Consider the following 21,863-nt stretch of genomic DNA (forward strand, 5'->3'; position numbering starts at 1 on the left):
ACGGGCGCACGGTGTCCCGCGCTCTCCGCAGGCATGCGCTCTCGTGCAAGCATCCGTGCGCTCGCGGACTCCTGCCGCCGGTCCGGGGCCTTAGCCTCGGCAGGCGTCGACGCATGGCGGACGGGCTGGACGAGGAGCGGTGATGAGTGTGACGGTACGTCCCTTCCGGAGGGCACGACGCCCGGCCGGGCCGCCCCGGGAGACGGCCGGAGCGGTCGCGGGGGCTCTCCGTTGAGCCGCGGGGGTCTTCCCGGGACGGTCCTCGCCTCGCGCCGACGGCACACCATGACGGGCCGGGATCCGGGGGAGGCGCACCGGACCGCCACCCCGCTGGAACTCTTCGTCGACCTGTGCTTCGTCGTCGCCGTGGCGCAGGCGTCGAGCAGTCTGCACCACGCGCTGGCGGACGGGCACTACGCCTCGGGCGCCCTGCGCTTCGCCCTGGTCTTCTTCACCGTCTGGTGGGCCTGGATGAACTTCACCTGGTTCGCCTCGGCCTACGACCCCGACGACACCCCCTACCGCCTGACGGTGCTGGTGCAGATCACCGGGTCCCTCGTGCTCGCCGCCGGTGTCGGCCGCGCCTTCGACCACGGGGACCTGCTCGTCATCACGCTCGGCTACGTGGTGCTGCGCACGGCGCTGGCGGCCCTGTGGCTGCGGGCCGGGCTCGCCGACCCCGCCCGGCGCAGGACGACACTCCGCTTCGCCACCGGGGTGACCGTCTGCCAGCTCGGCTGGGTCACACTGCTGTTCCTCCCGGCGCAGGCCCGCCTGCCGGGCATCGGCGTCATGATCCTCGCGGAGGTCCTCGTTCCCGTGTGGGCGCAGTCCGCCGGAATGACGCCCTGGCATCCGCACCACATCGCCGAACGCTACGAGTTGTTCACCCTCATCGTGCTCGGTGAGTCCGTCGCGGCGGCCACGGTCGCCGTACGGGGAGCGTTCGACCGGCACCAGGGCACCGGTGCGCTGTACGCCCTGGCCGGCGGCGGTCTGCTGATGGCCTTCGCGATGTGGTGGCTGTACTTCACCCGACCCGCCCACACGCTGCTCGCCACCACGCACCAGGCGCACCGCAGACGTTTCCCCTGGGCCTACGGCCACTACCTGATCTTCGCCTCGGCCACCGCCGAGGGCGCGGGCCTGGCCGCCTACGCCGATCACCTCACCCGCCGTACGGACATGTCGGCCGTGGGCGCCGCGCTGGCGGTCACCGTCCCGGCCACCGTGTTCCTGGGCACCGTGTGGGCGGTCCACCTCCGGCCGCACCGGAAACGAGCGGCCGAGAGCGTGCCGTTCGTCGTCACCGCCGCCGGCATACTGTCCGCCTCGTGGTCCCCGGCGCCCGCGCTCGTCGCCGGTGTGCTCCTGAGCGGGCTGGTCGCGGTGGTCACCACCTGCCGGCGGACGTGAGAGACGCCCGCGTGACGCGCCGCCCGGCCCGTGCCCGGACACGGCGGTGGCGGGGGAGCGGGCACGGCGGTGGGCCGTCCACGACGGCTACGGCGGAATCCCGGCGCCACGGCGGTCTGTTGACTCCCGTTTGGGGTTCCGTTCCCTGAGCGTTCAGCCGGCGATCCCTGTGGGTGTCGTGTGCGCTGCCTAGGGTCCATGAGGCTTGCGAAAGAAGGGGCTCATGGACTCACAGCTCGCGATCCGGGCTCGCGGCATCACCAAGTGTTTCGGCGAGGTCGTCGCTCTCGACGGCGTCGACCTGGACGTGGGCCGAGGGCGGATCCATGGTCTGGTCGGACCGAACGGCGCCGGCAAGACCACGCTGCTCGGACTGCTGCTGGGCCTCGCCGTGGCCGACAGCGGCAACCTGGACCTCCTCGGCGTTCCGGCCGGCCGGGCGTTCGAAGACGCCGGCGGAGTCTCCGGGTTCGTGGACGGCCCGGGTCTGTACCCCTCGCTCACCGCCCGGCAGAACCTCACCGCGCTCGCCGCCCTGCGCGGCGACGACCCGCGGTCGGCGGGGATCGACGGCGTGCTCGATCAAGTGGGACTCACGGACGTCGCCGACGATCGCGTCCGCGGCTTCTCCCTCGGCATGCGTCAACGGCTCGGCCTCGCCGCGGCCCTGCTCACCAGGCCGCGGCTGCTCGTCCTGGACGAGCCCTCCAACGGGCTGGACCCGGCCGGCAAGACGCACGTCCACGCGGTGCTCACGCGGCTGGCGCGGGAGGGCACCACGGTCGTGCTGTCCAGCCACCGCATGGACGACCTGGAGGCCCTGTGCTCCGAGGTCACCATCCTCACGACCGGCCGGGTCGTCTTCTCCGGACCGCTGGGCGAACTGGCCGCCGGCAACCGGGAACTCGCCTACCGGATCGTCACGTCCGACCCCGCGCGAGCCCGCCGGCTGGCCGTCGGCGCGCCCGGGATCCACCCGGCCGACGACACCGCGGGACGCCGGGGCGGCGAGGCGCTCGTGGTGCGCGCGGAGGTGCCCGCCCTGGACGCCTTCGTGGTCCGGCTCGTCCAGGCGGGCCTCGCACTGCGCGAACTCGCGCCCGCCGTCTCCCCGTTGGAAGCGGCGTTCCTCGCCCTGACCGAGCCGCCGGCGGCCCGCGCCCACGAGGGCCGGTCGCGGCAGGACGATGCCGCCACTCCGCAGCAGACCGACGTCCAGCGGAAGGCCGGCTGATGACCGCACACGAAACGGCGGCCACCGCGCATGAAACGGCGGCCACCGCAGCCCTCGCGCACGAAACCCCGGCCACCGCTCCGGACACCGAGGCTGCCGCCCCGGACACCCCAGCCGTCCCCGCACACCGCGCCGTCCCAGGCCGGGTCTCCGTCGCCCGGGCCTATCGCTTCGAAGTCGTCAAGCTGGTCGCGCAATGGCGGATCCGCCTGCTGCTCCTGGCCTGCTGGACCGCGCCGGCGCTGTTCGTGGCCGGGGTCGGCGAGCAGAGCACGCTGCCCACGGACACCCTCTTCGGCCGGTGGATGCACGCCACCGGCTGGGCCGGGCCGCTGGTGACCCTCGGCTTCGCCGGCAGCTGGGCGCTTCCGCTGCTCACCTCGGTCGTCGCCGGCGACGTGTTCGCCTCCGAGGACCGGCTTGGCACCTGGCGCCACCTCCTCGTCGTCGTCCGCTCGCCCCGGCGGATCTTCGCGGCGAAGGCACTGGCCGCTCTCACCGTCATCCTGCTGCTCGTGGCGGGGCTGGCCGTCTCCGCCACGGCCGGCGGGCTGCTGACCGCCGGCAACCGGCCGCTGACCGGCCTCGACGGCCACCTGCTCGCGCCGGGCGACGCGGCCGGCATGGTCCTCCTCGCCTGGGCCTGCGCGCTCGCCCCGACCCTGGCCCTGGCCGGCATCGGGTTCCTCGGCTCGGTCGCACTGGGGCGCTCCCCGATGGGGCTGCTGCTGCCGGCGCTCGTCGCGCTGGCGATGCAGCCCGCCCAGATGCTCCCGCTCCCCGCCGCCGTGCGTCTCGCCCTGCCCGGGGACGCCTTCATCGACTGGAAGGGACTGTTCACCGGCCCGGCGCAGCTCACCCCGCTCCTGATCGGCGTCGCGGTCAGCCTGCTGTGGGCCGTGACCGCGACAGTGCTCGCCTGTCTCCTGTTCCTGCGGCGGGACTTCACCAACCCCACCGACGACGGATCGGTGCGCCGCGCGTTCACCCTGGGCGTCCTGCCGCTGGCGGGGCTGCTCGGCGCGACGGTCGCCGTGGTGGCGGCGACGACCGGGGCCACGGGCTCCGGCATCGGGCAGACCAAGGTGGAGCACGCGCTCGCCACCGAGTTCGCCCATCTGTACCGCATGCAGACCCGGCAGCTCCACCGCCCTCCCGTCACGGAGGCGCAGTCGAGGACCACGGCGGCGTGCGCCAAGGCCGGTGTCCAGGACGGCGCCGAGGGCCCGGGCAACGACTGGCGGTGCGTCGTCTCCTGGCACCTGCCGGGCGTCAGGGCCACCGGATCGGCCGTCTACCAGCTCGACATCACCGCGGACGGGCGGTTCGTCGCCGACGGGGACGGGCCGAAGGAAGTCAACGGCTACTTCCTGGTCCGGACCCCGGCCGGCGACGCACCGAACCCGCTGTGGCAGTTCGACGGCACCGTCGAGCTCCTCTCCACCTCCCCGAAGGGATGACGTCATGCAGATAACGCGCCATCGCCGGCAGGATCGTAAGGACTGTCACGTCCTGCTGGGCAGACGTGTCAGCCGCCGGGCGACCCTGGTCGGGGCCTGCATCACCACGGCCGCCCTGGCCGCCGGCACCGCCCTCGCCGACACCCGCCACTTCGGCACCGAGCAGGTCGGCCAGGTCACCGGCAAGGGCCGGGTCGTCTCCGCCGACCAGTACCTCGCCCCGTACGGCGACCGCCTCGTCATCGACGACGGCAAGATCATGTCCTCGGCGGTCAGCCCGGACGGCAGCCACCTCGCCGCCTCGGTCGCCGACGGCGACGCCTCGCTGGTCGTGGTGGACCTCGCCACCAGGCGGGTGCAGCAGCGCGTGGGCACCTCCGCCGCGGACGACCTGCGGATCGCCGCCGGCTCCGTCGGCCAGGAAGGCCCCGCGTACTCACCCGACGGCACCCAGCTGTGGCTCGGCCAGACCGACGGATACACCAAGTTCACGGTCACCGCGGACGGCACCCTCGCCGACCCGGTGACCGTGAAGATCCCCGCCGAGGGCGGCAAGCACGCCCTGGCCGCCGCGGCCGTGTTCTCGGCCGACGGCTCCACCGTGTACGCGGCCGTCAACGGCCAGAACCGGGTCGTCGCCCTCGACGCCGCGACCGGGGCCGTCCAGCGGAGCTGGCGGGTGGGCAACGCCCCGCGCGGCCTGGCCCGGGTCGGCGGCACACTCTATGTCGGCAACGAGGGCGGACGGCCCGCGCGGAGCGGTGACTCCACCCTCAACTCCTACGGCACCCAGGTGCCGGCCGACCCGCACACCGGTGCCACCACCACGGGCACGGTCAGCGTCATCGACCTGGCCGACCCCGCCGCCGCCGTCCGGACCATCGACGTCGGACTGCATCCGACCGCGGTCTACGCACGGCACGGCGCGGTGTTCGTCACCAACACCGCCGACAACAGCGTGTCGGTCATCGACACCGCCAAGGACGAGGTCGTGCAGACCATCTCCACCCAGCCGTGGCCGGAGGCGACGGTCGGCTACGAACCCGATGCCGTGACGCTCACCGACGACGGCCACCTGCTGGTGACGCTCGGCCGTGCCAACGCCGTCGCCGTCTACCGCTACTCCTCCCCGCAGGAGCCGGTCGGTTACGTCGGCTTGCTCCCGACGGACTACTTCCCCGCCGAGATCGCCACCGCGGGGCACGAGGTGATCGTCTCCCACACCCGCGGCATCGACGCCCGCCGGCCCGGCGGCACCGGCCACGGCACCCACGACACGACCTCCAGCCTGACCCGGTTCACCCTGCCCCGTGACGGCGTCATCCGCTCCCGGACCGCCGAGGTCTTCCGCCAGAACGGCTGGAAGGCCGGCTCGGTCTCGCTGGCCAAGGGCGGGGGCCACGCGAAGCCGCAGCCGGTCCCGGCACGCATCGGCGACCCGTCGACCATCAAGCACGTCTTCCTCATCGTCAAGGAGAACCGCACCTACGACCAGGTCTTCGGCGACCTGCCCCAGGGCGACGGCGACCCTTCGCTGACCCAGTTCGGCGAGAACGTGACGCCGAACCAGCACGCGCTGGCGCAGCAGTTCGGGCTGTACGACAACACCTACGACATCGGCACCAACTCGGCCGAGGGCCACAACTGGCTGATGCAGGCCGACAATCCGGAGTACACGGAGTCCTCGGCCGGCGCGTACGCGCGCAGTTACGACACCGAGGACGACGCCCTCGGCCACCAGAAGACCGGCTTCCTGTGGACGGGCGCGCAGGCGGCCGGCAAGACCGTGCGGAACTTCGGCGAGTTCCAGCAGTTCCTGGCCAAGCCCGCCGGGGCGAGCTGGCAGAACCTGTACTGCGACGCCGAGAACATGGACGCGACCGGGCAGGGCACCGCCTACCCCTTGAACTCCTCGTCACCGATCCCGTCGCTCAACAGCGTGTCGGTGCCCGGCTTCCCGAAGTTCGACACCAGCGTCCCGGACGTCTACCGCCAGCAGATCTGGAAGCAGGACTTCGAGAAGAACGGCCCGGCGAACCTGAACATGTTCTGGCTCTCCAGCGACCACACGGGTGGCCCGGCGAGTCCGGCGGCCCAGGTCGCCGACAACGACCTCGCCACCGGCAGGATCGTCGACGAGATCTCCCACAGCCCGTACTGGAAGGACTCGGCGATCTTCGTCGTCGAGGACGACTCCCAGGCGGGCCTGGACCACGTCGACGGCCACCGCGCCCCGGTCCAGATCATCAGCCCCTGGGCCCGGCACGGTGTCGTGGACGACCACTACTACACGCAGATCACGATGATCCGCACCATCGAGCAGATCCTCGGGATCCACCCGATGAACCAGAAGGACAGCGCGGCGACTCCCATGCGGGGCGTGTTCACCCGCCACCCGGACTACACGCCCTTCAGCGCGCTGCCCAACCGGACCCCGCTGACCGACGGCCTGAAGACCCCGCCGCCCTGCGGCCCGGACACCCCCGCGGCGCAGAACCCCGGGGCCGCGGCAGTGCCGTCGGCGAAGGTGCCGGCGGCACGGAAGTCGCTCGCGGCCGAGTGGGACACCTGGAAGGCGAAGCAGCGCCTGACCGGACCCCACGCCGTGCCCGACTTCGCCAACCCGGCACAGATGGACCACCTCACCTGGTACCAGACGCACAACTGGACACGGCCGTACCCCGGTGAGAAGAAGATCTACGCACCGCGCGACGTGCCCGGTGCCTACCTCCCGTCGCCGGAGTCCGACGGCTGAGGCGACCGGACCCCGGCCGGACAGGGTCGCCACCGCCCCGGCGCCCATGCTGTAATGCCTACAGCCGACCAGCGCTTATTACCATCCGGGGAGGGGTCGTGCCGTTCAAGAGCACAGCCGAGGCGGTGCGGACGTGGGTCGAGGGCTGGGCCGTGTCGCGGGGCGCGGCCCGGCCGACGCCCCGGCCCTGGGGGTTCACCGTGGACGTGGGCCTGGCCGGCGAAGTGGCCCGGCACGTCGTGACCGCCGCCGACGAGGCGACCGTGCGCAAGCTGGCCGAGAACACCACCGCCCCCCGCATCCCCCTCAAGGCGTTCGTGCCGGCGCGGACCCTGGCGGCGTGGCTCCCGCCGGGCTGGGCCCTGCTGGACGGCCACGCCGTGCTCATGGCCGCCGGGCTGGACGGCGTCGAGGCCCCGCCGCGCCTCCCCGACGGCTACCGGCTGCTCGGCTGGGACCGGGCCGACGTCACGCGCGTGGTGGTGCGCGCCGCCGACGGCTCCTTCGCCGCACGCGGGCAGCTCGCGGTCACCGGCCGGGCCGCCGTGGTCGACCAGGTGGAGACGCACCCGGCCCATCGGCGCCGGGGTCTGGGGCGCGTGGTGATGGGGACGCTCGCCGAGGCCGGGGCCCGCCAGGGCGCGCGAGCGGCCGTGCTGGGCGCCACCGACGAAGGCCGGGCGCTGTACGAGACCGTGGGCTGGCAGGTGGTGGCGCCGCTGAGCGCCGCCGCCCGGGACACGGGGGACGGCACGGTGTAGGCGTGCCGTCCGGACAGGCGGGTGACGCGGCCGGCTGCCGGCCGGCCGCGCCCGGTCGCCGGGCACGCCCCGGTACGACGCGGGCGGCGGAGGCGGCCGTGCCGCCGGTGGCGGCGGTCAGGCGACGACACCGAGCCGCGGACCGCCCCGGTCGTGCAGGCGCCGGAAGAAGGCCAGCACGCCCGCGGAGCCGCCGGCCCAGCCGGCACCCGGCCCGGCGAGCCCGGTGTCCGGGAACACGGGCCGGGACCAGGTGCCGCCGCTGCGGCTCAGGATGAGCTGGGCGACGGTCCCGGCCGCGTCCCAGAACTCCTCGGAGCCGGACGCCCGCGCGACGTCCACCATCAGGTCGCCCACTCCGGCCAGTCCGCAGCACTGCGTGACCAGCGGCATCCGCGGCGCCAGTGCGGCGCAGGCACGCGCGGCCCGCTGGGCGAGGCCGAGGTACCCGGGCTCCTCCAGGCGTTCGGCGGCCTCGACCAGGACGGTCCCGATGCCGGCCAGGCCCCGGCACCACGAGCCGTAGCGGCGGGTCGCCCCCGGCTCGGCGGCCGCCGCGATGATGCCGGGTGTCACGGCGGCCAGGCGCGCGGCGGCCTTCTCCGAGCGGCTGATCACCTCCGGGTCCCCGGTCTCGCCGCCGTAGGCGAGCAGGAAGCGGACGACGCCCGCCTCGCCGTGCGCGAGGCCCTCGCGGAGCGCGGCGCTGCCGGCCGTGTCCGGACCGGCCGGGGCCGGCCGGGCGGTGCCCGAGGCCAGCATCCGGTCGCAGTCGGCGGCTACGGCGAGGTGCCGGTCCGCTGCGCCCCGGTCACCGGAGCGGAGGGCGTGCCGGGCGAGCAGCAGCCGGCCGATACCGATGCCGGCGACGCCCGCGATCAGGTCCGCCTCCGGCGGCCCGCCGTCCGGGGCGCTCTCCGGCAGCACCGGGTACGCCTCCGGCCCCGCCGCGCACCCCGCCTCCGCGAGGAAGAGCGCGACACCGGTGCGCCCCGTGTAGAAGCCGGCCGGGAGGTTCCGGGACTGTGCCGCCGTCCACCGGGCCAACGCGTCGACGGCCGGACGCACGTGCGGCCGGTGCGCGTGGTGGAGAAGTTCCAGTCCGAGTCCCGCACTGCCGCCGTAGACGTCGACCGAGGTGGGCACGTGCAGTCGCGCGGCCCGTACCGGGTCCACGATCGCCTGCGCCTCACCGACGCAGAACGCGGTCGTGTGCTCGATGATCCCGGCCAGCAGGTCGCCGTCGATCCGGGGGCGCGCGGGCCGGCGCGCGGTGCCGGCCGTGCCGGTGCGCAGCCGGCCGGCGGCGGCGGTCCGTACGGCCGGGTCGAAGCTCAGCAGGCCGGCGACCGCCGCCCGGATCTCCCGGTGGGCGCGGCCGGGCAACGCCCACGCCAGGCAGGCCAGGGTCCGGTCCCGGTTGACCTCGTGGTCGGTGTCGACGATCACCGGGTCCAGGCCGGTGGCGGCGAAGAAGAGGGTCACGCCGAGGGCGTAGTGGTCGTCGGCGGGGGTGGCCGGCCCGGTCGCGCGCAGGACCGGCTCGCTGTAGCCGGGGGTCGCCCCTCCCGGTCCGGTGCCGTCCCGCTCGCTGATCCCGAAGTCGATCACGTGGCAGTGGCCGGGGCCGGAGTCGTCGAGCACGACGTTGTCCGGCTTGAGGTCGCGGACGACCACGTTCCGGTCGTGGATGGCGTCCAGGACGCGCAGGAGCCGTAAGGCGAGGACCGACAGGGCGCGCGCCGGCCGGGGGTCGTCGTCCCGGAAGGGGCCGTTGCGCAGGACCTCCTTGCGCAGGTCGCGGTCGCCGCAACTGCTCATCACCAGGTACTCGTCCGACTGGTGGGCGAAGTAGTCCAGTACGCGGGGCACGCCCGTGACGCCGTCGAGCGCGGTGAGGACGGCGCGCTCGTTGCGCAGCCGGTGGCGGGCGTCCGAACCGGAGGCGTCCTCGCCCACGAAGGCCCTCGCCTGTTTGACCACCACCGGCCGTCCGAGCGTCTGGTCGACGGCGCGGTAGACGTTGCCCCGCGGTGTGCGCGCGATGCCGGCGCTGACCGTGTAGCGTCCGCCGCCGAGGCCGGGCGCGGACGGCCCGGCACCGGCTCCGGAGCCGGTCGCGAAGGGGTCCTCGGCCCAGGGCGGACACCGGTAGCGGCCGACGGCCAGCCCGTCGAAGACCCGGCCGTCCGGCCCGGTCATGACGGATTCGAGGCGCCCGCTGCGGCCGGTCCGGTAGTCGCCCGTGAAGGGGCCGTAGCGGTAGTAGACCGGGGCCCTCGGATCGACCCGCCGGTCGCTGACGACCCGCGGTCCCTCCCGGTCGCGCAGGACGGCGGCGAGTTCCCGGGCGACCTCGGCCACGGTGCCGGGCAGGGGGTAGACGGTGATCGCCTTGCCGACGGCTCCGGCGCCCACCTCGCCGGAGTTGAGCCGGCGCAGCGTCTGCGGGTCACGGGCGAACTTCGCGTGGCAGACGTGCCGGGACAGCACCGGCAGGACGAGCCGGGTCACGGCGTCCAGTTCGCCGGGACGCGTGGAGACGTGCAGTTTCCAGCCGTGTTCCACCGCCGGCATCCGCGGATCGTTCAGGTACGACCAGGTGTCGTCGGACCAGCCGCTGCGGCCGGCGATGGAAACGGCCACCGCTACGAGTTCAGATCACAGGAGAAGCGGGTGGTGGCGGTCACCCAGGGGTCCGAGAGACACGCCGTGGGCTCGCGGTCGCCTCGGTCGTCGTCCTCGAACACGATCGTCTCGTCGTCGATCTCCAGCGGACCCGCGTCGCGGAATCCTTCGGTTTCCAGCAGATCCGGCACGGCAGTGGGCATGTGACGCCTCCATGGTCGGTCGTGCGCTGAGGAGCGGGCAGAAGCCGGCGCCGGCCGGTGTACCCGCCGGTCCGACGACTCGCTGCACAAACGTAAGGAGGGGCGCACCCGGTGACAAGAGAAGAGCCGGCACCGCTTCCGGCAGAGCTGACCGCGGACCGTACCGCCTCCGCCCCCGGCGACAGCCCTCGGCGGCGGGGGGACAGCGGGGCGGCCCTTCGTCGTACGGCGCGCGGGGGCCGGTGGAGAGCCGGCCCGGGTCTTCCGGACGGACCGGAAGACCACGGACCTCGACGGCCACGGGGAACCACCGGCGTCGTCCGTCGCCGTGACCGCCGCGCGCCGCGTTCCGGCACGGTCACGGGGACGGACCGCCACACGCCCGCGCCCCGCCCCGGCGGTGCCGGGACGGGGCGCGGGGAACGGCGGCAGGGCCTCAGTGCGCGGCGGCCGCACCCGCCGGCGCGCCGCCCCGGCCGTGGCCGGAAGGCCGGGCGACGACCAGGATGCCGGAGGCCACCGCGGCGAGCAGCATCGCGGCCACGCCCCACCAGATCGCCTGGGTGTAGCCGTGCACGATGCCCTCGCGCAGCACCTGGGCCTTCTGCGCCGGGTTGGTCAGGTGCCCGCCGACGTAGGTGCTCGTCGCCGAGGTGGCGATGGTGTTCAGCAGCGCCGTACCGAGCGAACCGCCCACCTGCTGCGAGGTGTTGACCATCGCGGAGGTCACGCCGGCGTCCTGCGGCCGCACCCCGTGGGTCGCGGTGGAGAAGACGGGCATGAAGGTCAGGCCCATGCCCAGACCGAGCAGCAGCTCGGCGGGCAGCACATGGGTGGTGTAGGCGGAGTCCACGCCGAGCTGGGTGAGCACCAGCAGGCCCGACGCGGCGAGCAGCATGCCCGGCACCATCAACAGGCGCGGGGGCGTACGGGGCAGCAGCCGGGCGGAGATCTGGGTGGAGCCCAGGATGATCATCGCGGACATCGGCAGGAACGCCAGACCGCTCCTGACCGGGCTGTATCCGAGAATGCCCTGGAAGTAGTAGGTCATGAACAGGAACAGACCGAACATGCCGATCGTGGCGAGCCCCATGGTCAGGAAGCAGCCCGCGCGGTTGCGGTCGGCGAGGATGCGCAGCGGCAGCAGCGGGTGCTTGGCCTTGCTCTGCCAGAAGACGAACGCCGCCAGCAGGACCGCGCCGCCGATCAGCAGGCCGACCACCAGGCCGTCGCTCCACCCGCGCGGCTCGGCCTCCGAGAAGCCGTAGACGACGGCGACCAGTCCGCCGCAGCCCAGGACCACGCCGGGGATGTCCAGCCTGGCCTCGCGGTGGCCCGGCCGGTCGTGCAGCAGCACCAGGGCGCCGATCACCGCGACGGCCGCGATCGGGATGTTCACGTACAGGCACCAGCGCCAGTTCGCGTACGACGTGAGGACGCCGCCCAGCAGCAGGCCGATCGCGGCACCCGCACCGGCGATGGCGCCGTAGATGCCGAACGCCTTCCCGCGCTCGCGGGGGTCGGTGAACGTGGTGGTCATCAGGGAGAGCGCGGATGGCGCGAGGACGGCGCCGAACACGCCCTGGAGGGCGCGCGCCCCGAAGAGCATGCCGGGGCTCCCGGCCGCGCCGCCGATCGCGGAGGCGACCGCGAAGCCGACCAGACCGATGACGAAGGTGCGCTTGCGGCCGACCAGGTCGGCGACGCGGCCGCCGAGCAGCAGCAGGCCGCCGAAGGCCAGGGTGTAGGCCGTGATGACCCACTGGCGGTTGCCGTCGGACATGCCGAGGGCCTTCTGGGCGGACGGCAGTGCGATGTTCACGATGGTCGCGTCGAGGACCACCATCAACTGCGCCAGCGCGATGACGACCAGGCCCCACCAGCGGCGGGGGTCGGGAGCGTCGGCGCCGCCGTGCGCGGCGGGGGCCGAAGCCGTGCGTATGGTCTCGGCCGGGGGCGAGTCACTCATGACGTGAACGTCACTTCCTTGATCGTGCTGGTGGCGTGCGTGGTTCCGCGGGCTCGCCGTACCGGGTGTCCCGTCAGCGGTAGCCCGAATGGAGCAATGGTCGATCATTTACGCGGATCGTCCGTAGGGCTGACGATCAGGGAAGTGTACGCTGTCCGCATGAACGACGAGGCCCTCCCGGACGCGCTCTCCCGCCGGCTGGGATTCCTCCTGAAGCACGCCTATGTGGCGCTGGCCGCGGAACTGGACGCGGCACTCGCGCCTTTCCGTCTCATCCCGCGGGAACTGGGCGTCCTGGCGGTGATCGCCGCCTCGCCGGAGCAGCCGTCCCAGCTGGAGATCGCCGCCCTGATCGGGGTCGACCGCACCACGATGGTCGCCGTCGTCGACTCGCTGGAGGCCAAGGGGTACGTGGAGCGCCACCGCAGCGACCGCGACCGGCGCCGGAACGTGGTGACGCTCACACCGGCCGGCCGGATCTGCCTGGAGGAGGCGGAAGAGGCCCGGGAACGCGTGGAACGCGACTTCCTCGCCCCGCTGGACGAGCCCTCCGCCGCCGCCCTGACCGAGGCCCTGCTCACCCTGCACGTGGCACGCGGCCGGTCCTCCCGGGCCACGGCCCCGGCGGACTCCGCCTGCACGGCATCCTCGGACCCGGGAGCGTAGCCGCCGCCCGGCACCACGGCGCTGACGGGCAGCCGGCCGCGTCCCGGAGCACGGAGAGGGGCGGGCAGTCGGCCGCGTCCCGGAGCACGGGGAGGACGGCTAGCCGGCCGTCCGTGCGGGCCGCGGACGGGAGACGAAGACTCCGCCCGCGGCGCGCGTGGAGGCGCGGCCCTCGTGCCGTAGGCCGCCCGCTGCCTGCCGTGCTACCCGGCGGTCAGGACGGTCTCGTGCACGGTCCGCAGCGTCTCGTCGGTCCTGCTGCGCTCCAGCCGCAGGCGGGCCGAACGGCCGTGCAGGGTGAGGGTCATGAGCTGGTTGCCGAACCACGGCCCGCCCTGCTTGCGCCACCTCACCGGCGGCCGGGGGCAGCGGCCGTGCCGGGCCAGGAGCCGCCCCAGGAGGCGGGCCGGCGTGCTCCAGCCGAAGCGGAAGCCGATCCGCATCGTCAGGGGCACGGAGTTGTGCACGGGGGAGCAGGTGAGCTGGACGACCGGGATGTCCGGGCCGCCGGACGGCCAGGAGGCCCGCGCGATGTAGCCGTGGTGCACGTCTCCGGACAGCACGCACACGCTCGCCGGGGCGCCCGGCGCGGCCGCGGCTTCGCCGATCAGGCGGGCGAGGCCGGCGAAGGACCGGGGAAAGGCCGCCCAGTGCTCCAGGTCGGCGCCGCGGCGCAGCCACTCCCCGAAGCGGGCCCAGCGCTCGCCGCGTTCCCCGGCGCACAGGGCCGCGTCCCAGCTCTCGGCGTCGTGCACCAGGTGCGGCAGCAGCCAGGGCAGGGAGGTGCCGATCAGCAGGTGGTCGTACGCCCCCTCGTCGGCGAGGACCTGCTCGCGCAGCCAGCCGGCCTCACCCGGGTCGAGCATGGCGCGGTGGTGCTCGTCCAGGACGCGCGCGGCCCGGGAGTCGACCATCACCACCCGGACCCGGCCGAAGTCCCGCCGGTAGCTGAAGCGGACCGAGGCGGGCTCGGCGTCGGCCTGTTCGGCCAGGGCCCGCAGGGCGTCCGTACCGTCCGGCGTGGCGCGCACGGCGGCCCAGGCCGGGTCGGCGGCGAGTTCGGCCGGGGAGAGGTTGCCCAGGTGCTGGTGGACCCAGTAGGACATCAGGCCGCTGATCAGCCGCTTCTGCCACCAGTCGGTGGAGCGCATGTCGGCGAGCCAGGCGGCGGAGGTGTTCCAGTCGTCCACGATGTCGTGGTCGTCGAAGATCATGAAGCTGGGCACGGTCGACAGCAGCCAGCGGATCTCCGGGTCGAGCCAGGACTCGTGGTAGAGGTGGCAGTACTCCTCGTAGTCGGCGACCTGACTGCCGGGCGACTTGTCGAGGTCACGGCGGCGGGCCAGCCGGCGCCGGGTGTCCTCGGAGACCTCGTCGGCGTAGACCTGGTCTCCCAGGAGCAGCAGGACGTCGGGGCGGTGCCCGTCGGGGTCGGCCGCCAGCCGCTTGGCGAGGGTGTCGAGGGCGTCGGGGCCGACCGGGTCCTTGCCGTCGGCCGGGGGAGCGGCCCAGCGGCACGATCCGAAGGTGACCCGGACGGCGTCCCCGGCGCCGGGGGACCGTAGGACGGAGGGCGGGAAACGGGAGTCGGGCAGCGGCCACACGGGCGCGTCGTCCAGGAACACCTCGTACGACGGCGAGGTGCCCGGTCGCAGCCCGGTGACCGTGACGAGCGCGTAGTGGTGCCCGGCCACCCGGAAGGTGGGGGCCGCGCCGCCCGCGCCGTCCGAGCAGCGCACCCGCGCCGTGCACGGCGCGTCCGTCTCGACCCACACGGTCGCGCACGAACCGTCGGTGTACCTCAGCAGTGGTCCCAGGCGCAGTTCGGCCACGTGACCGCCTTCCTGTCTCGCACGGTACGGAAAGAAACGACCGTAGCGACGGTACAGGCGTTCGGGTGACCCCCGTGTGGGCACGTGGGAGGGGACCGGGGGGCGGCCCCGGCGAACGGCGAGGCGGAAAGGCGGTGTCGTGGCCGAGCACGAGCAGGCGACCACCACACGGGAGACCCGGGACACGGTGCGGGAGGACGATCTGCTGCGGGGGCTGGAGGTGGACGACCGGCAGCCGGAGCGGCCGGTGCTCCTGGACTCCGGCGGCCGGCCGATCGAGACCTGGCGGGAGAATTACCCCTACGACCGCAGGATCGGGCGGCGCGAGTACGACCGGACGAAGCGGATCCTGCAGATAGAACTGCTGAAGTTCCAGCGCTGGGTGAAGGAGACCGGGCAGCGGGTCGTCGTGGTCTGCGAGGGGCGGGACGCGGCCGGCAAGGGCGGCACCATCAAGCGTTTCACCGAGCGGCTCAACCCCCGCGGGGCCCGCGTGGTGGCGCTGGCGAAGCCGACCGAGCGCGAGGCGGGCCAGTGGTACTTCCAGCGGTACGTGACCCACCTGCCGGCGCGCGGCGAGATCGTCTTCTTCGACCGTTCCTGGTACAACCGCGCGGGCGTCGAACGGGTCATGGGGTTCTGCACGGAGGACGAGTACCGGCAGTTCCTCCGGCAGGCGCCGAGTTTCGAGCACCTGCTCACCGACGACGGCATCCTGCTGGTGAAGTTCTGGTTCTCGGTGTCCCGGGCCGAGCAGCGCACCCGGTTCGCGATCCGCCAGGTCGATCCGGTGCGCCGGTGGAAGCTCTCGCCCACCGATCTGGCCTCGCTCGACCGCTGGGACGACTACACCAGGGCCAAGGTCGACATGTTCCGGGCCACCGACACCCCGCACGCCCCCTGGACGGTCGTGAAGAACAACGACAAGCGCCGGGGCCGGCTGGAGGCGATGCGCAGTCTCCTCGGCCGCTTCGACTATCCGGCCAAGGACCATGAGGCGGTCGGCACCCCCGACCCGCTGATCGTCGGTGCGGCCGAGACCCTGCTCGAACCGGGCGAGGAGCCCGCGACCCTGTCACCGACACCGCTGGCCGGCCCGGGCGGCGAGCCCGGCAACCACCCCGACCCGGACTGACGGACCGGCCCCCGTGCGCGGCGGCGGGAACGCGGACGCTGTTTCAGCCGGTCGCGGTCGCACCCCTGGCCGGCGTGGAGCCCGGCTGGGTGCCGACAGCGCCGGACCGGCGTGGTTGCCCGGACACCGGAGCACCGCCGCTGCGGTGCCGCGGCGCCCGGAAGATGGCCGGTCTCGCACGGGACGCCGGCGGCGCCCGGCTCTATCCTCACAAGTCGGGGGGATGGCCCATGGCGGGATCGACGGGACGGCATGCCGGGCGCGGGGCGGCGGTGTGCGCGGCCTTGCTGGTACTCGTGGCCTGCGGTCACACGGACAGCAGTACCTCGCACCCCGTCCCGGGGCCCGCCGGCACCCCGTACTCCGCGCCGCCGTCGAGCGACGGCCCGGACGCGGGCGCCCACAGCCGGACGGGTGAGCCTTCCGGCAGGAGCGACCACCGTGGTACGGGGCAGTCCGGCTCTCCCGGCGGAGGGGCCGGCCACGGTTCCGGCGGACGGACGGGTGACCGGCCCGGTGACTCCTCGGCGGGCGGTGCGACGGCCGCCCCGTCGTACGGCGGCGACCCCGTGCCTCCCGTCCCGCCGCCCCCGAGCGCCGGCGGGCAGGAGGCCGACTCCGGCGGAGGCGCCTTGGACCCCACCGGTGGCGGCGACGGCGGCGGCGGTGACACCGGAGGCGGGTCCGCCGACGGCGGAATCGGCACGCCGTCACCCGGCTGCCCTTCCGTGACCGGCGTGTCCCCCGGGCCGTCCGGGCCGGGCAGCCCCGCCCCCGCGCCTTCCGGCAGCTCACCGGGCTCGCCGGCACCGGGCCTGTCGAATCCGCCCTGCCCCGGCTCCGGCGAGATCCCGGGCACGGACGGAAGGGACGGCACGCAGGGCCGATGACCCGTCGTCCGACGAGGCGTCACCTACGCGCCGGTGTCCTCCGTCCCTCCCGCGTCCGCCTCGGGCCGACCCGGCGTGCCCGTGCCGCCGCGGCCCGCCGGACCGGCCTCCGCCCCGCTGCGGAGGCCTCCGCACCGGCCGAGCGCTCCACGACCGCGCTCCTCGCCACGGTGGCCGCGCAGGCGTCCCTCATCACCGCCGTCATGTTCTACCTCGGCGCGGTCTACCTGACCGCCTTCTACCACTACTTCCGGCTCGACCTCTTCGCCCTCGGCATCGGCTTTCCCGAACTGGCCGTGCAGGCACTGAACTTGGTGCGCAGACCCCTCCTCATGGCCGTCACCGTCACGGCCTACGCGGTCCTCCGTCCCGGCCTCGTGACCGGTCTGCCCTGGCCCGAGCCCGTCGCCCGGCTCCTGCGCCGCACCGGAGCCCGGGCCCGCCACGCCGACCTGCTGCTGATGCCCGCCGGCCTGGCCACCCTCGCCCTGTGGCGGTGGACCCACCCCTACGGCTGGGCGGCGGCGCTCGCCCTGGCGCTGGGCCTCGCCCTCGCGCACCGGCGCACCACCGGCGGTCCGGACGGCCGTGCCCCCCGTGCCCCGGGCAGGACGGCGGCCACGTCGGTGACCGGTCTGCTGGCCATGTGGGCGGTGACTCTGGCCGCCAACGACCTGGGGGTGGCCGAAGCGGACCTGACGGGCCGCGACATCGTGCGCCGGACCGCCGTCGTCCTGCTCACCACCGAACGCCTGAGCCTCGCGGGCCCGGGCATACACGTCGAAGACCTCGGCAAGGGCGCTCACTTCCGCTACCGCTACACCGGTCTGCGGCGGCTCATCGAACGGGACGGCCGGTACTACCTGCTGCCGCTGGGCTGGACACCGGCCACCGGTACGACGTACGTGATCGACATCGGCGACGACATCCGGGTGGAACTGATGCCGGGCGCCCGGTGAGGCCGAGGGCGGCTTCCCTGGGGCAGCTCCGACCAGCGAGCGCCGCGGACGACCCCGGGCCGGGGCGCTTTCCGTGGGGCCGCTCAGTCTCCCGCGCGGCGGACGACTGCCGGGCCGGGGCGCTCCCCTGGGGCAGCTCCGCCTTGCACGCGCGCCGCGGACGACCGCCCGGCCGGCGCCGTCCGCTGTATCTCCCGGCCCGGCCGCGGGCCAGACCGCCACCGGACGGCCGCCCGGGTGCGGTGCCGCGCCTCGGACGACCGCCCGGGGCGCGGCGCCGCGTCTACCGGAAGCCGAGCTGCGGGTCGGTACCGGCCAGTTCCCGGCTGGCGTCCCACAGACGAGCGGCGACGGCCGGATCGGCCATGTGCGCGGGCACGGGCTCACACCGCGGCCTGCCCCGCAGGCCGAAGACCCGCGGCCCCCACAGCTGCCCGCCGCGCACCCCGGGGTCGAGGACGGCACGGACGATGGGCCATGCCCCGGCGTCCTTGCCCTGCACCACCAGCGCGGCGGGCAGGGCGCGCAGCCGTTCGCCGGGGGCGGTCACGGCTACCGGCGGGCGGGACGGGGTGAGGGAGTCCAGCGCGCCGCCGGGGTGGGCCACCACACTGAGCACCGTGCTGCCCGCGGCACGCAGGCGGCGGTCGAGTTCGAAGCCGAAGCTCATCTGCGCCAGCTTCGACCGGCCGTAGGCGCGCTTGGGCCGGTAGTCCCGGGCCGACTGCAGATCGCCGAAGTCGAGCCGCTCGGACCGGGCCGCGAAACTCCCCACCGTCACGACGCGGCCCGCCGGCGCCGCGGACAGCAGCGGGGCCAGCCACCGGGTCAGCGCGAAGTGGCCGAGGTGGTTGGTGCCGAACATCAGCTCGTGGCCGTCCCCGGTCTCCCGGCGCGGCGGGTCGTCGAGCGCGACCCCCGCGTTGTGGACCACCGCGTCGAGACGACCGAGGTCCAGGCTGTCCACGGCGGTCTTCAGGGACGACAGGTCGGCGAGGTCCAGACGAAGGTGCCGCACCCGTGCGCCGGGGACCCGCGCGCGGATCGAGGCCAGGGCGGCGTCGGCCCTCGCACGGTCCCGGCTGCCGAGTACGACGACGGCGCCGGTGGCGGCGAGCTGCTCCGCGGCGAAGTAGCCGATCCCGGCGTTGCCCCCGGTGACCAGGAAGGTGCTGCCCTCGGCAGACGGCAGCCGGTGCACGTCCCACGGCCGGTTCGGGGATGCGGAAGACACGATGACGGGCTCCTTGCTCTGGGCAGTGTGCTCGTGACGAGCACCAACCCGTCCAAGGTCGCAACCCGCGCCGACAGACGGCCGACAGATCACGCCCACCGCCGACGGATGTCCGACACCCCCGCACGGGAACCGCCGCCGGGCCGGACGGGGCGGGACGCCCGGGACCGCTGCCCGGCCCGGCCGGGCACCAGCGACGCGGGAGACCGTCGGGCTGCCACGGCCACCACGAGCGGGACACCGGTGGATCCACCGATGGCCGCCCGCCGCGGTTCACCGAGACTGCGGTCGACCCATTGGGACGCGCATTCACGGAGGCAACCCGTGCGCATGCTTGCCCGACCATTACGGCGGTTCCTCACCGCCACCGCGCTGGGAGTGCTGTTCTGCGGCCTCCTCGGCACCCCGCAGGCCACCCCGGCCGCGGCCTTGCCCGGCGTGGCCGCGAGCCCCGCGGTCACCGTCCCGCCCGCCGGCAGTCACGGCTTCCCCTTCCTCGCCGCGGCGGAGGACCTCGGCTCCTTCGGCTACACCGAGAGCGAGTACTTCTTCTCGGGCACCGCCACGTCGTACGCCAAGTCCGGCCTGTGGACCCCGGACGGCCGGTGGAACGTCCGCGCGTCCGGCACCGCCGCCTACAAGAGCCGCCTGCTGGTGCGCCGCCCCGCCGACCCGGCGAAGTTCAACGGCACGGTGGTCGTGGAGTGGCTCAACGTCAGCGGCCAGCTCGACCTCTCCCCGGACTACTGGTTCGAGCGGGACGAACTGCTGCGCCAGGGCTATGCCTGGGTCGGCGTCTCGGCACAGGCCGTCGGCGTCAACGGCGGGCTGGGCGAGATCAAGGGCCTGAAAGGCTGGGACCCGGCACGGTACGGCAGCCTGGTCCACCCCGGTGACGCCTTCGCCTACGACATCTTCTCCCAGGCCGGCCAGGCGCTGCGCACCCCGGACGGGCCCGACCCGCTCGGCGGGCTCCCGGTCCGGACGCTGCTGGCCGACGGCGAGTCGCAGTCGGCGGGCTTCATGACGACGTACGTCAACGCCGTCCAGCCGGTGTCCCGGGTCTACGACGGCTTCATGGTGCACAGCAACAGCGCGGTCGCGGCGCCGATCAGCGGCGTGCTCGGCGACACCCTGCTGATGCCGAACCCGTCCCGGATCCGGACCGATCTGCCGGTGCCGACGTTCGTCGTGCTCACCGAGACCGACGTGCCGGGCGCCGCGACCGCGCGGCAGCCGGACACCGACAGCGTCGTGCACTGGGAGCTGGCCGGCACCGCGCACGGCGACCAGTGGGCCTTCGACCTCGGCGAGTCGACCGTGCGGAAGTCGGCGGGCCAGGCCGCGCCGTCACCGGACTGCGCCGCCGGTTCGGCGCCCTTCAACGACGGGCCCGGCCACTGGGCGATGAACGCGGCGCTGCGCCACCTGGCCGGCTGGGCGCGGGGCGGTGCCCGGCCGCCGAGCGGCCGGCCGCTGAGCACCGTGCTGCGCGACCCGGCCACCGGGCTGGCCACCGGCGGGGTCCGCCTGCCGGACGTCACGGTGCCCACCCGGACGCTCACCGGTCTGCGCGACACCACCGGCAGCGGTGTCTTCTGCGGCCTGTACGGCGCCCGTGACCCGTGGAACGGCGACGCCGACGCCTGGGACCGGCACCACGACGGCGACCCGTCCGACCCGTCCTTCCCGGTCACCGCCGAACCGGTGCTCAGCCGGCTCTACCCGACCCACGCCGACTACGTGGGCAAGGTGAGCACGGCCGCGCAGGCGTCCGTCGACGCCGGGTACCTGCTGCCGGAGGACGCGACGGCGATCGTCGCGGCCGCGCGGGACTCCGGCATCGGCGGCTGACCCACCGGCCGTCCGGCCACGGCCCCACGCCCGGGACCACCGCGGCGCGGGGCCGTGACCGGCGGATCGGACACCGCCGACCCGGACGGCACCGCCTCGTGCGCGCGGGGCGTTGAAGCCGACCGGGCCCGGAGGGCCCTGGCACCTGGCAGCACCTCGCGCCCGCGGGCCGTCGACGGCGCCACCGCGGTCGTCAACTCCGGCCGTGGCAGCGCCTCGTACGCGACGGGCCGGCTCCGGCTTCACCGGCCGTGGCGTCGACGGGTTCCGGTGAACGCCTACGACCAGAGGTGGGTGGCGGAGCGGGCCCGCTCCCACATGCCGGGGACCTGCTCGACCGGGCGCTGTTGTTCGCCGTGCAGGGCGTTGAGGACCACCAGGCAGCCGGTCAGTGCCGGGACCGCCCACTGCACGCAGGCCAACTGCCGCCGTGCCTTGTCCAGATCGACGGGATGCTGCCGCGCCTCCTCCGCGTCGGCGGGGTCGGAGGAGGAGGCCAGCTCGACCTTCTTGCCCAGGACGCGGGCGTAGGCGGTGGCGGCCAGGGCCGCGCCGGTGACGGCGGCCTTGGCCGCGGTGGACGCGGCCACGCCCTGCTGGGTGGCGACACGGTGCGCGTTCACGGCGAGCAGCCCGCCGCCGCCGAACAGGTGCGCGCCGATCGCGACGGCGTTGACCGGCGTCCATTTCGCCCAGCCGGACGCGGAGATCCGGTCCTTGGCCGTTTCCGGTCCGCCTTCGTCCCGGGCGGCGCCGTTGAGGCCGACGGCGCCCATCAGGGAACCGCCGAACCAGGCGGCCAGGCCCAGGTCGTGCAGGCTGCGGATGAGAGTGCTGCGTTCGGGCATGGCGGAGCTCCATCAGGAG

At 74.3% G+C, this 21,863-nt stretch carries 15 protein-coding genes; 9 read left to right on the top strand and 6 right to left on the bottom strand.

Translation table 11 applies throughout. The features are described from left to right. The first annotated feature begins 285 nt into the window (after positions 1–285). The 5 genes from ACH4OA_RS32080 (at position 286) to ACH4OA_RS32100 (ending at position 7,626) form a co-directional block, all read left to right on the top strand. A complete protein-coding gene (locus ACH4OA_RS32080; protein WP_397972854.1) occupies positions 286–1,416 on the top strand; it encodes a low temperature requirement protein A in 1,131 nt (376 codons plus the stop codon). Between the two features lie 223 nt (positions 1,417–1,639). Further along, the gene (locus tag ACH4OA_RS32085; RefSeq protein ID WP_397972857.1) at positions 1,640–2,650 is read left to right on the top strand and encodes an ABC transporter ATP-binding protein; all 1,011 of its coding nucleotides are present in this window, start codon (positions 1,640–1,642) and stop codon (positions 2,648–2,650) included. Beyond that, complete coding sequence (locus ACH4OA_RS32090) at positions 2,650–4,110, top strand: ABC transporter permease (RefSeq protein WP_397972859.1); 1,461 nt, start codon at positions 2,650–2,652, stop codon at positions 4,108–4,110. Before ACH4OA_RS32085 ends, ACH4OA_RS32090 begins: the two co-directional genes overlap by 1 nt. Positions 4,111–4,114: 4 nt before the next feature. Beyond that, on the top strand, positions 4,115–6,865 hold the full coding sequence (locus ACH4OA_RS32095) for an alkaline phosphatase family protein (protein ID WP_397972861.1): 2,751 nt from the start codon (positions 4,115–4,117) through the stop codon (positions 6,863–6,865). 98 nt (positions 6,866–6,963) lie between these two features. Then, positions 6,964–7,626, top strand: a complete 663-nt coding sequence (locus tag ACH4OA_RS32100; protein ID WP_397935694.1) for a GNAT family N-acetyltransferase — start codon at positions 6,964–6,966, stop codon at positions 7,624–7,626. 117 nt (positions 7,627–7,743) lie between these two features. On the opposite strand, the gene lanL is transcribed toward ACH4OA_RS32100, so the two are convergent. The 3 genes from lanL to ACH4OA_RS32115 form a co-directional block, all read right to left on the bottom strand. After that, on the bottom strand, positions 7,744–10,272 hold the full coding sequence (gene lanL, locus ACH4OA_RS32105) for a class IV lanthionine synthetase LanL (protein ID WP_397972864.1): 2,529 nt from the start codon (positions 10,270–10,272) through the stop codon (positions 7,744–7,746). Between the two features lie 2 nt (positions 10,273–10,274). Beyond that, positions 10,275–10,457 carry an SflA family class IV lanthipeptide gene (locus ACH4OA_RS32110; protein ID WP_365880122.1) on the bottom strand — a complete coding sequence of 61 codons (183 nt, stop codon included), beginning with the start codon at positions 10,455–10,457 and terminating at the stop codon, positions 10,275–10,277. Between the two features lie 436 nt (positions 10,458–10,893). After that, the gene (locus ACH4OA_RS32115; RefSeq protein ID WP_365942115.1) at positions 10,894–12,426 is read right to left on the bottom strand and encodes an MFS transporter; all 1,533 of its coding nucleotides are present in this window, start codon (positions 12,424–12,426) and stop codon (positions 10,894–10,896) included. A gap of 159 nt (positions 12,427–12,585) precedes the next feature. Here ACH4OA_RS32115 and ACH4OA_RS32120 point away from each other — a divergent pair, with 159 nt between their 5' ends. Next, on the top strand, positions 12,586–13,092 hold the full coding sequence (locus ACH4OA_RS32120) for a MarR family winged helix-turn-helix transcriptional regulator (protein WP_397972867.1): 507 nt from the start codon (positions 12,586–12,588) through the stop codon (positions 13,090–13,092). A 203-nt stretch (positions 13,093–13,295) separates the two neighbouring features. Here ACH4OA_RS32120 and ACH4OA_RS32125 read toward each other — a convergent pair whose 3' ends face one another. Beyond that, on the bottom strand, positions 13,296–14,924 hold the full coding sequence (locus tag ACH4OA_RS32125) for an alkaline phosphatase D family protein (RefSeq protein WP_397972869.1): 1,629 nt from the start codon (positions 14,922–14,924) through the stop codon (positions 13,296–13,298). A gap of 139 nt (positions 14,925–15,063) precedes the next feature. Between ACH4OA_RS32125 and ppk2 the strand changes: the two genes are divergently transcribed. Both ppk2 and ACH4OA_RS32135 read left to right on the top strand, forming a co-directional pair. After that, positions 15,064–16,059, top strand: coding sequence for a polyphosphate kinase 2 (gene ppk2, locus ACH4OA_RS32130; protein ID WP_397935688.1), 996 nt, complete (start codon positions 15,064–15,066; stop codon positions 16,057–16,059). 886 nt (positions 16,060–16,945) lie between these two features. Continuing rightward, on the top strand, positions 16,946–17,908 hold the full coding sequence (locus tag ACH4OA_RS32135; RefSeq protein WP_397972871.1) for a hypothetical protein: 963 nt from the start codon (positions 16,946–16,948) through the stop codon (positions 17,906–17,908). Positions 17,909–18,191: 283 nt separating this feature from the next. Here the strand turns inward: ACH4OA_RS32135 and ACH4OA_RS32140 are convergent, their stop codons facing one another. After that, the gene (locus ACH4OA_RS32140; protein ID WP_397972873.1) at positions 18,192–19,142 is read right to left on the bottom strand and encodes an SDR family NAD(P)-dependent oxidoreductase; all 951 of its coding nucleotides are present in this window, start codon (positions 19,140–19,142) and stop codon (positions 18,192–18,194) included. A 330-nt stretch (positions 19,143–19,472) separates the two neighbouring features. Between ACH4OA_RS32140 and ACH4OA_RS32145 the strand changes: the two genes are divergently transcribed. Next, positions 19,473–20,996, top strand: a complete 1,524-nt coding sequence (locus ACH4OA_RS32145; RefSeq protein ID WP_397972894.1) for an alpha/beta hydrolase domain-containing protein — start codon at positions 19,473–19,475, stop codon at positions 20,994–20,996. A 278-nt stretch (positions 20,997–21,274) separates the two neighbouring features. On the opposite strand, the gene ACH4OA_RS32150 is transcribed toward ACH4OA_RS32145, so the two are convergent. Continuing rightward, complete coding sequence (locus ACH4OA_RS32150) at positions 21,275–21,844, bottom strand: hypothetical protein (RefSeq protein ID WP_397935684.1); 570 nt, start codon at positions 21,842–21,844, stop codon at positions 21,275–21,277. Between the last annotated feature and the right edge of the window lie 19 nt (positions 21,845–21,863).

Origin of the sequence: Streptomyces sp. NPDC017095, from assembly GCF_044332325.1 — a bacterium.
Taxonomy (GTDB): domain Bacteria; phylum Actinomycetota; class Actinomycetes; order Streptomycetales; family Streptomycetaceae; genus Streptomyces.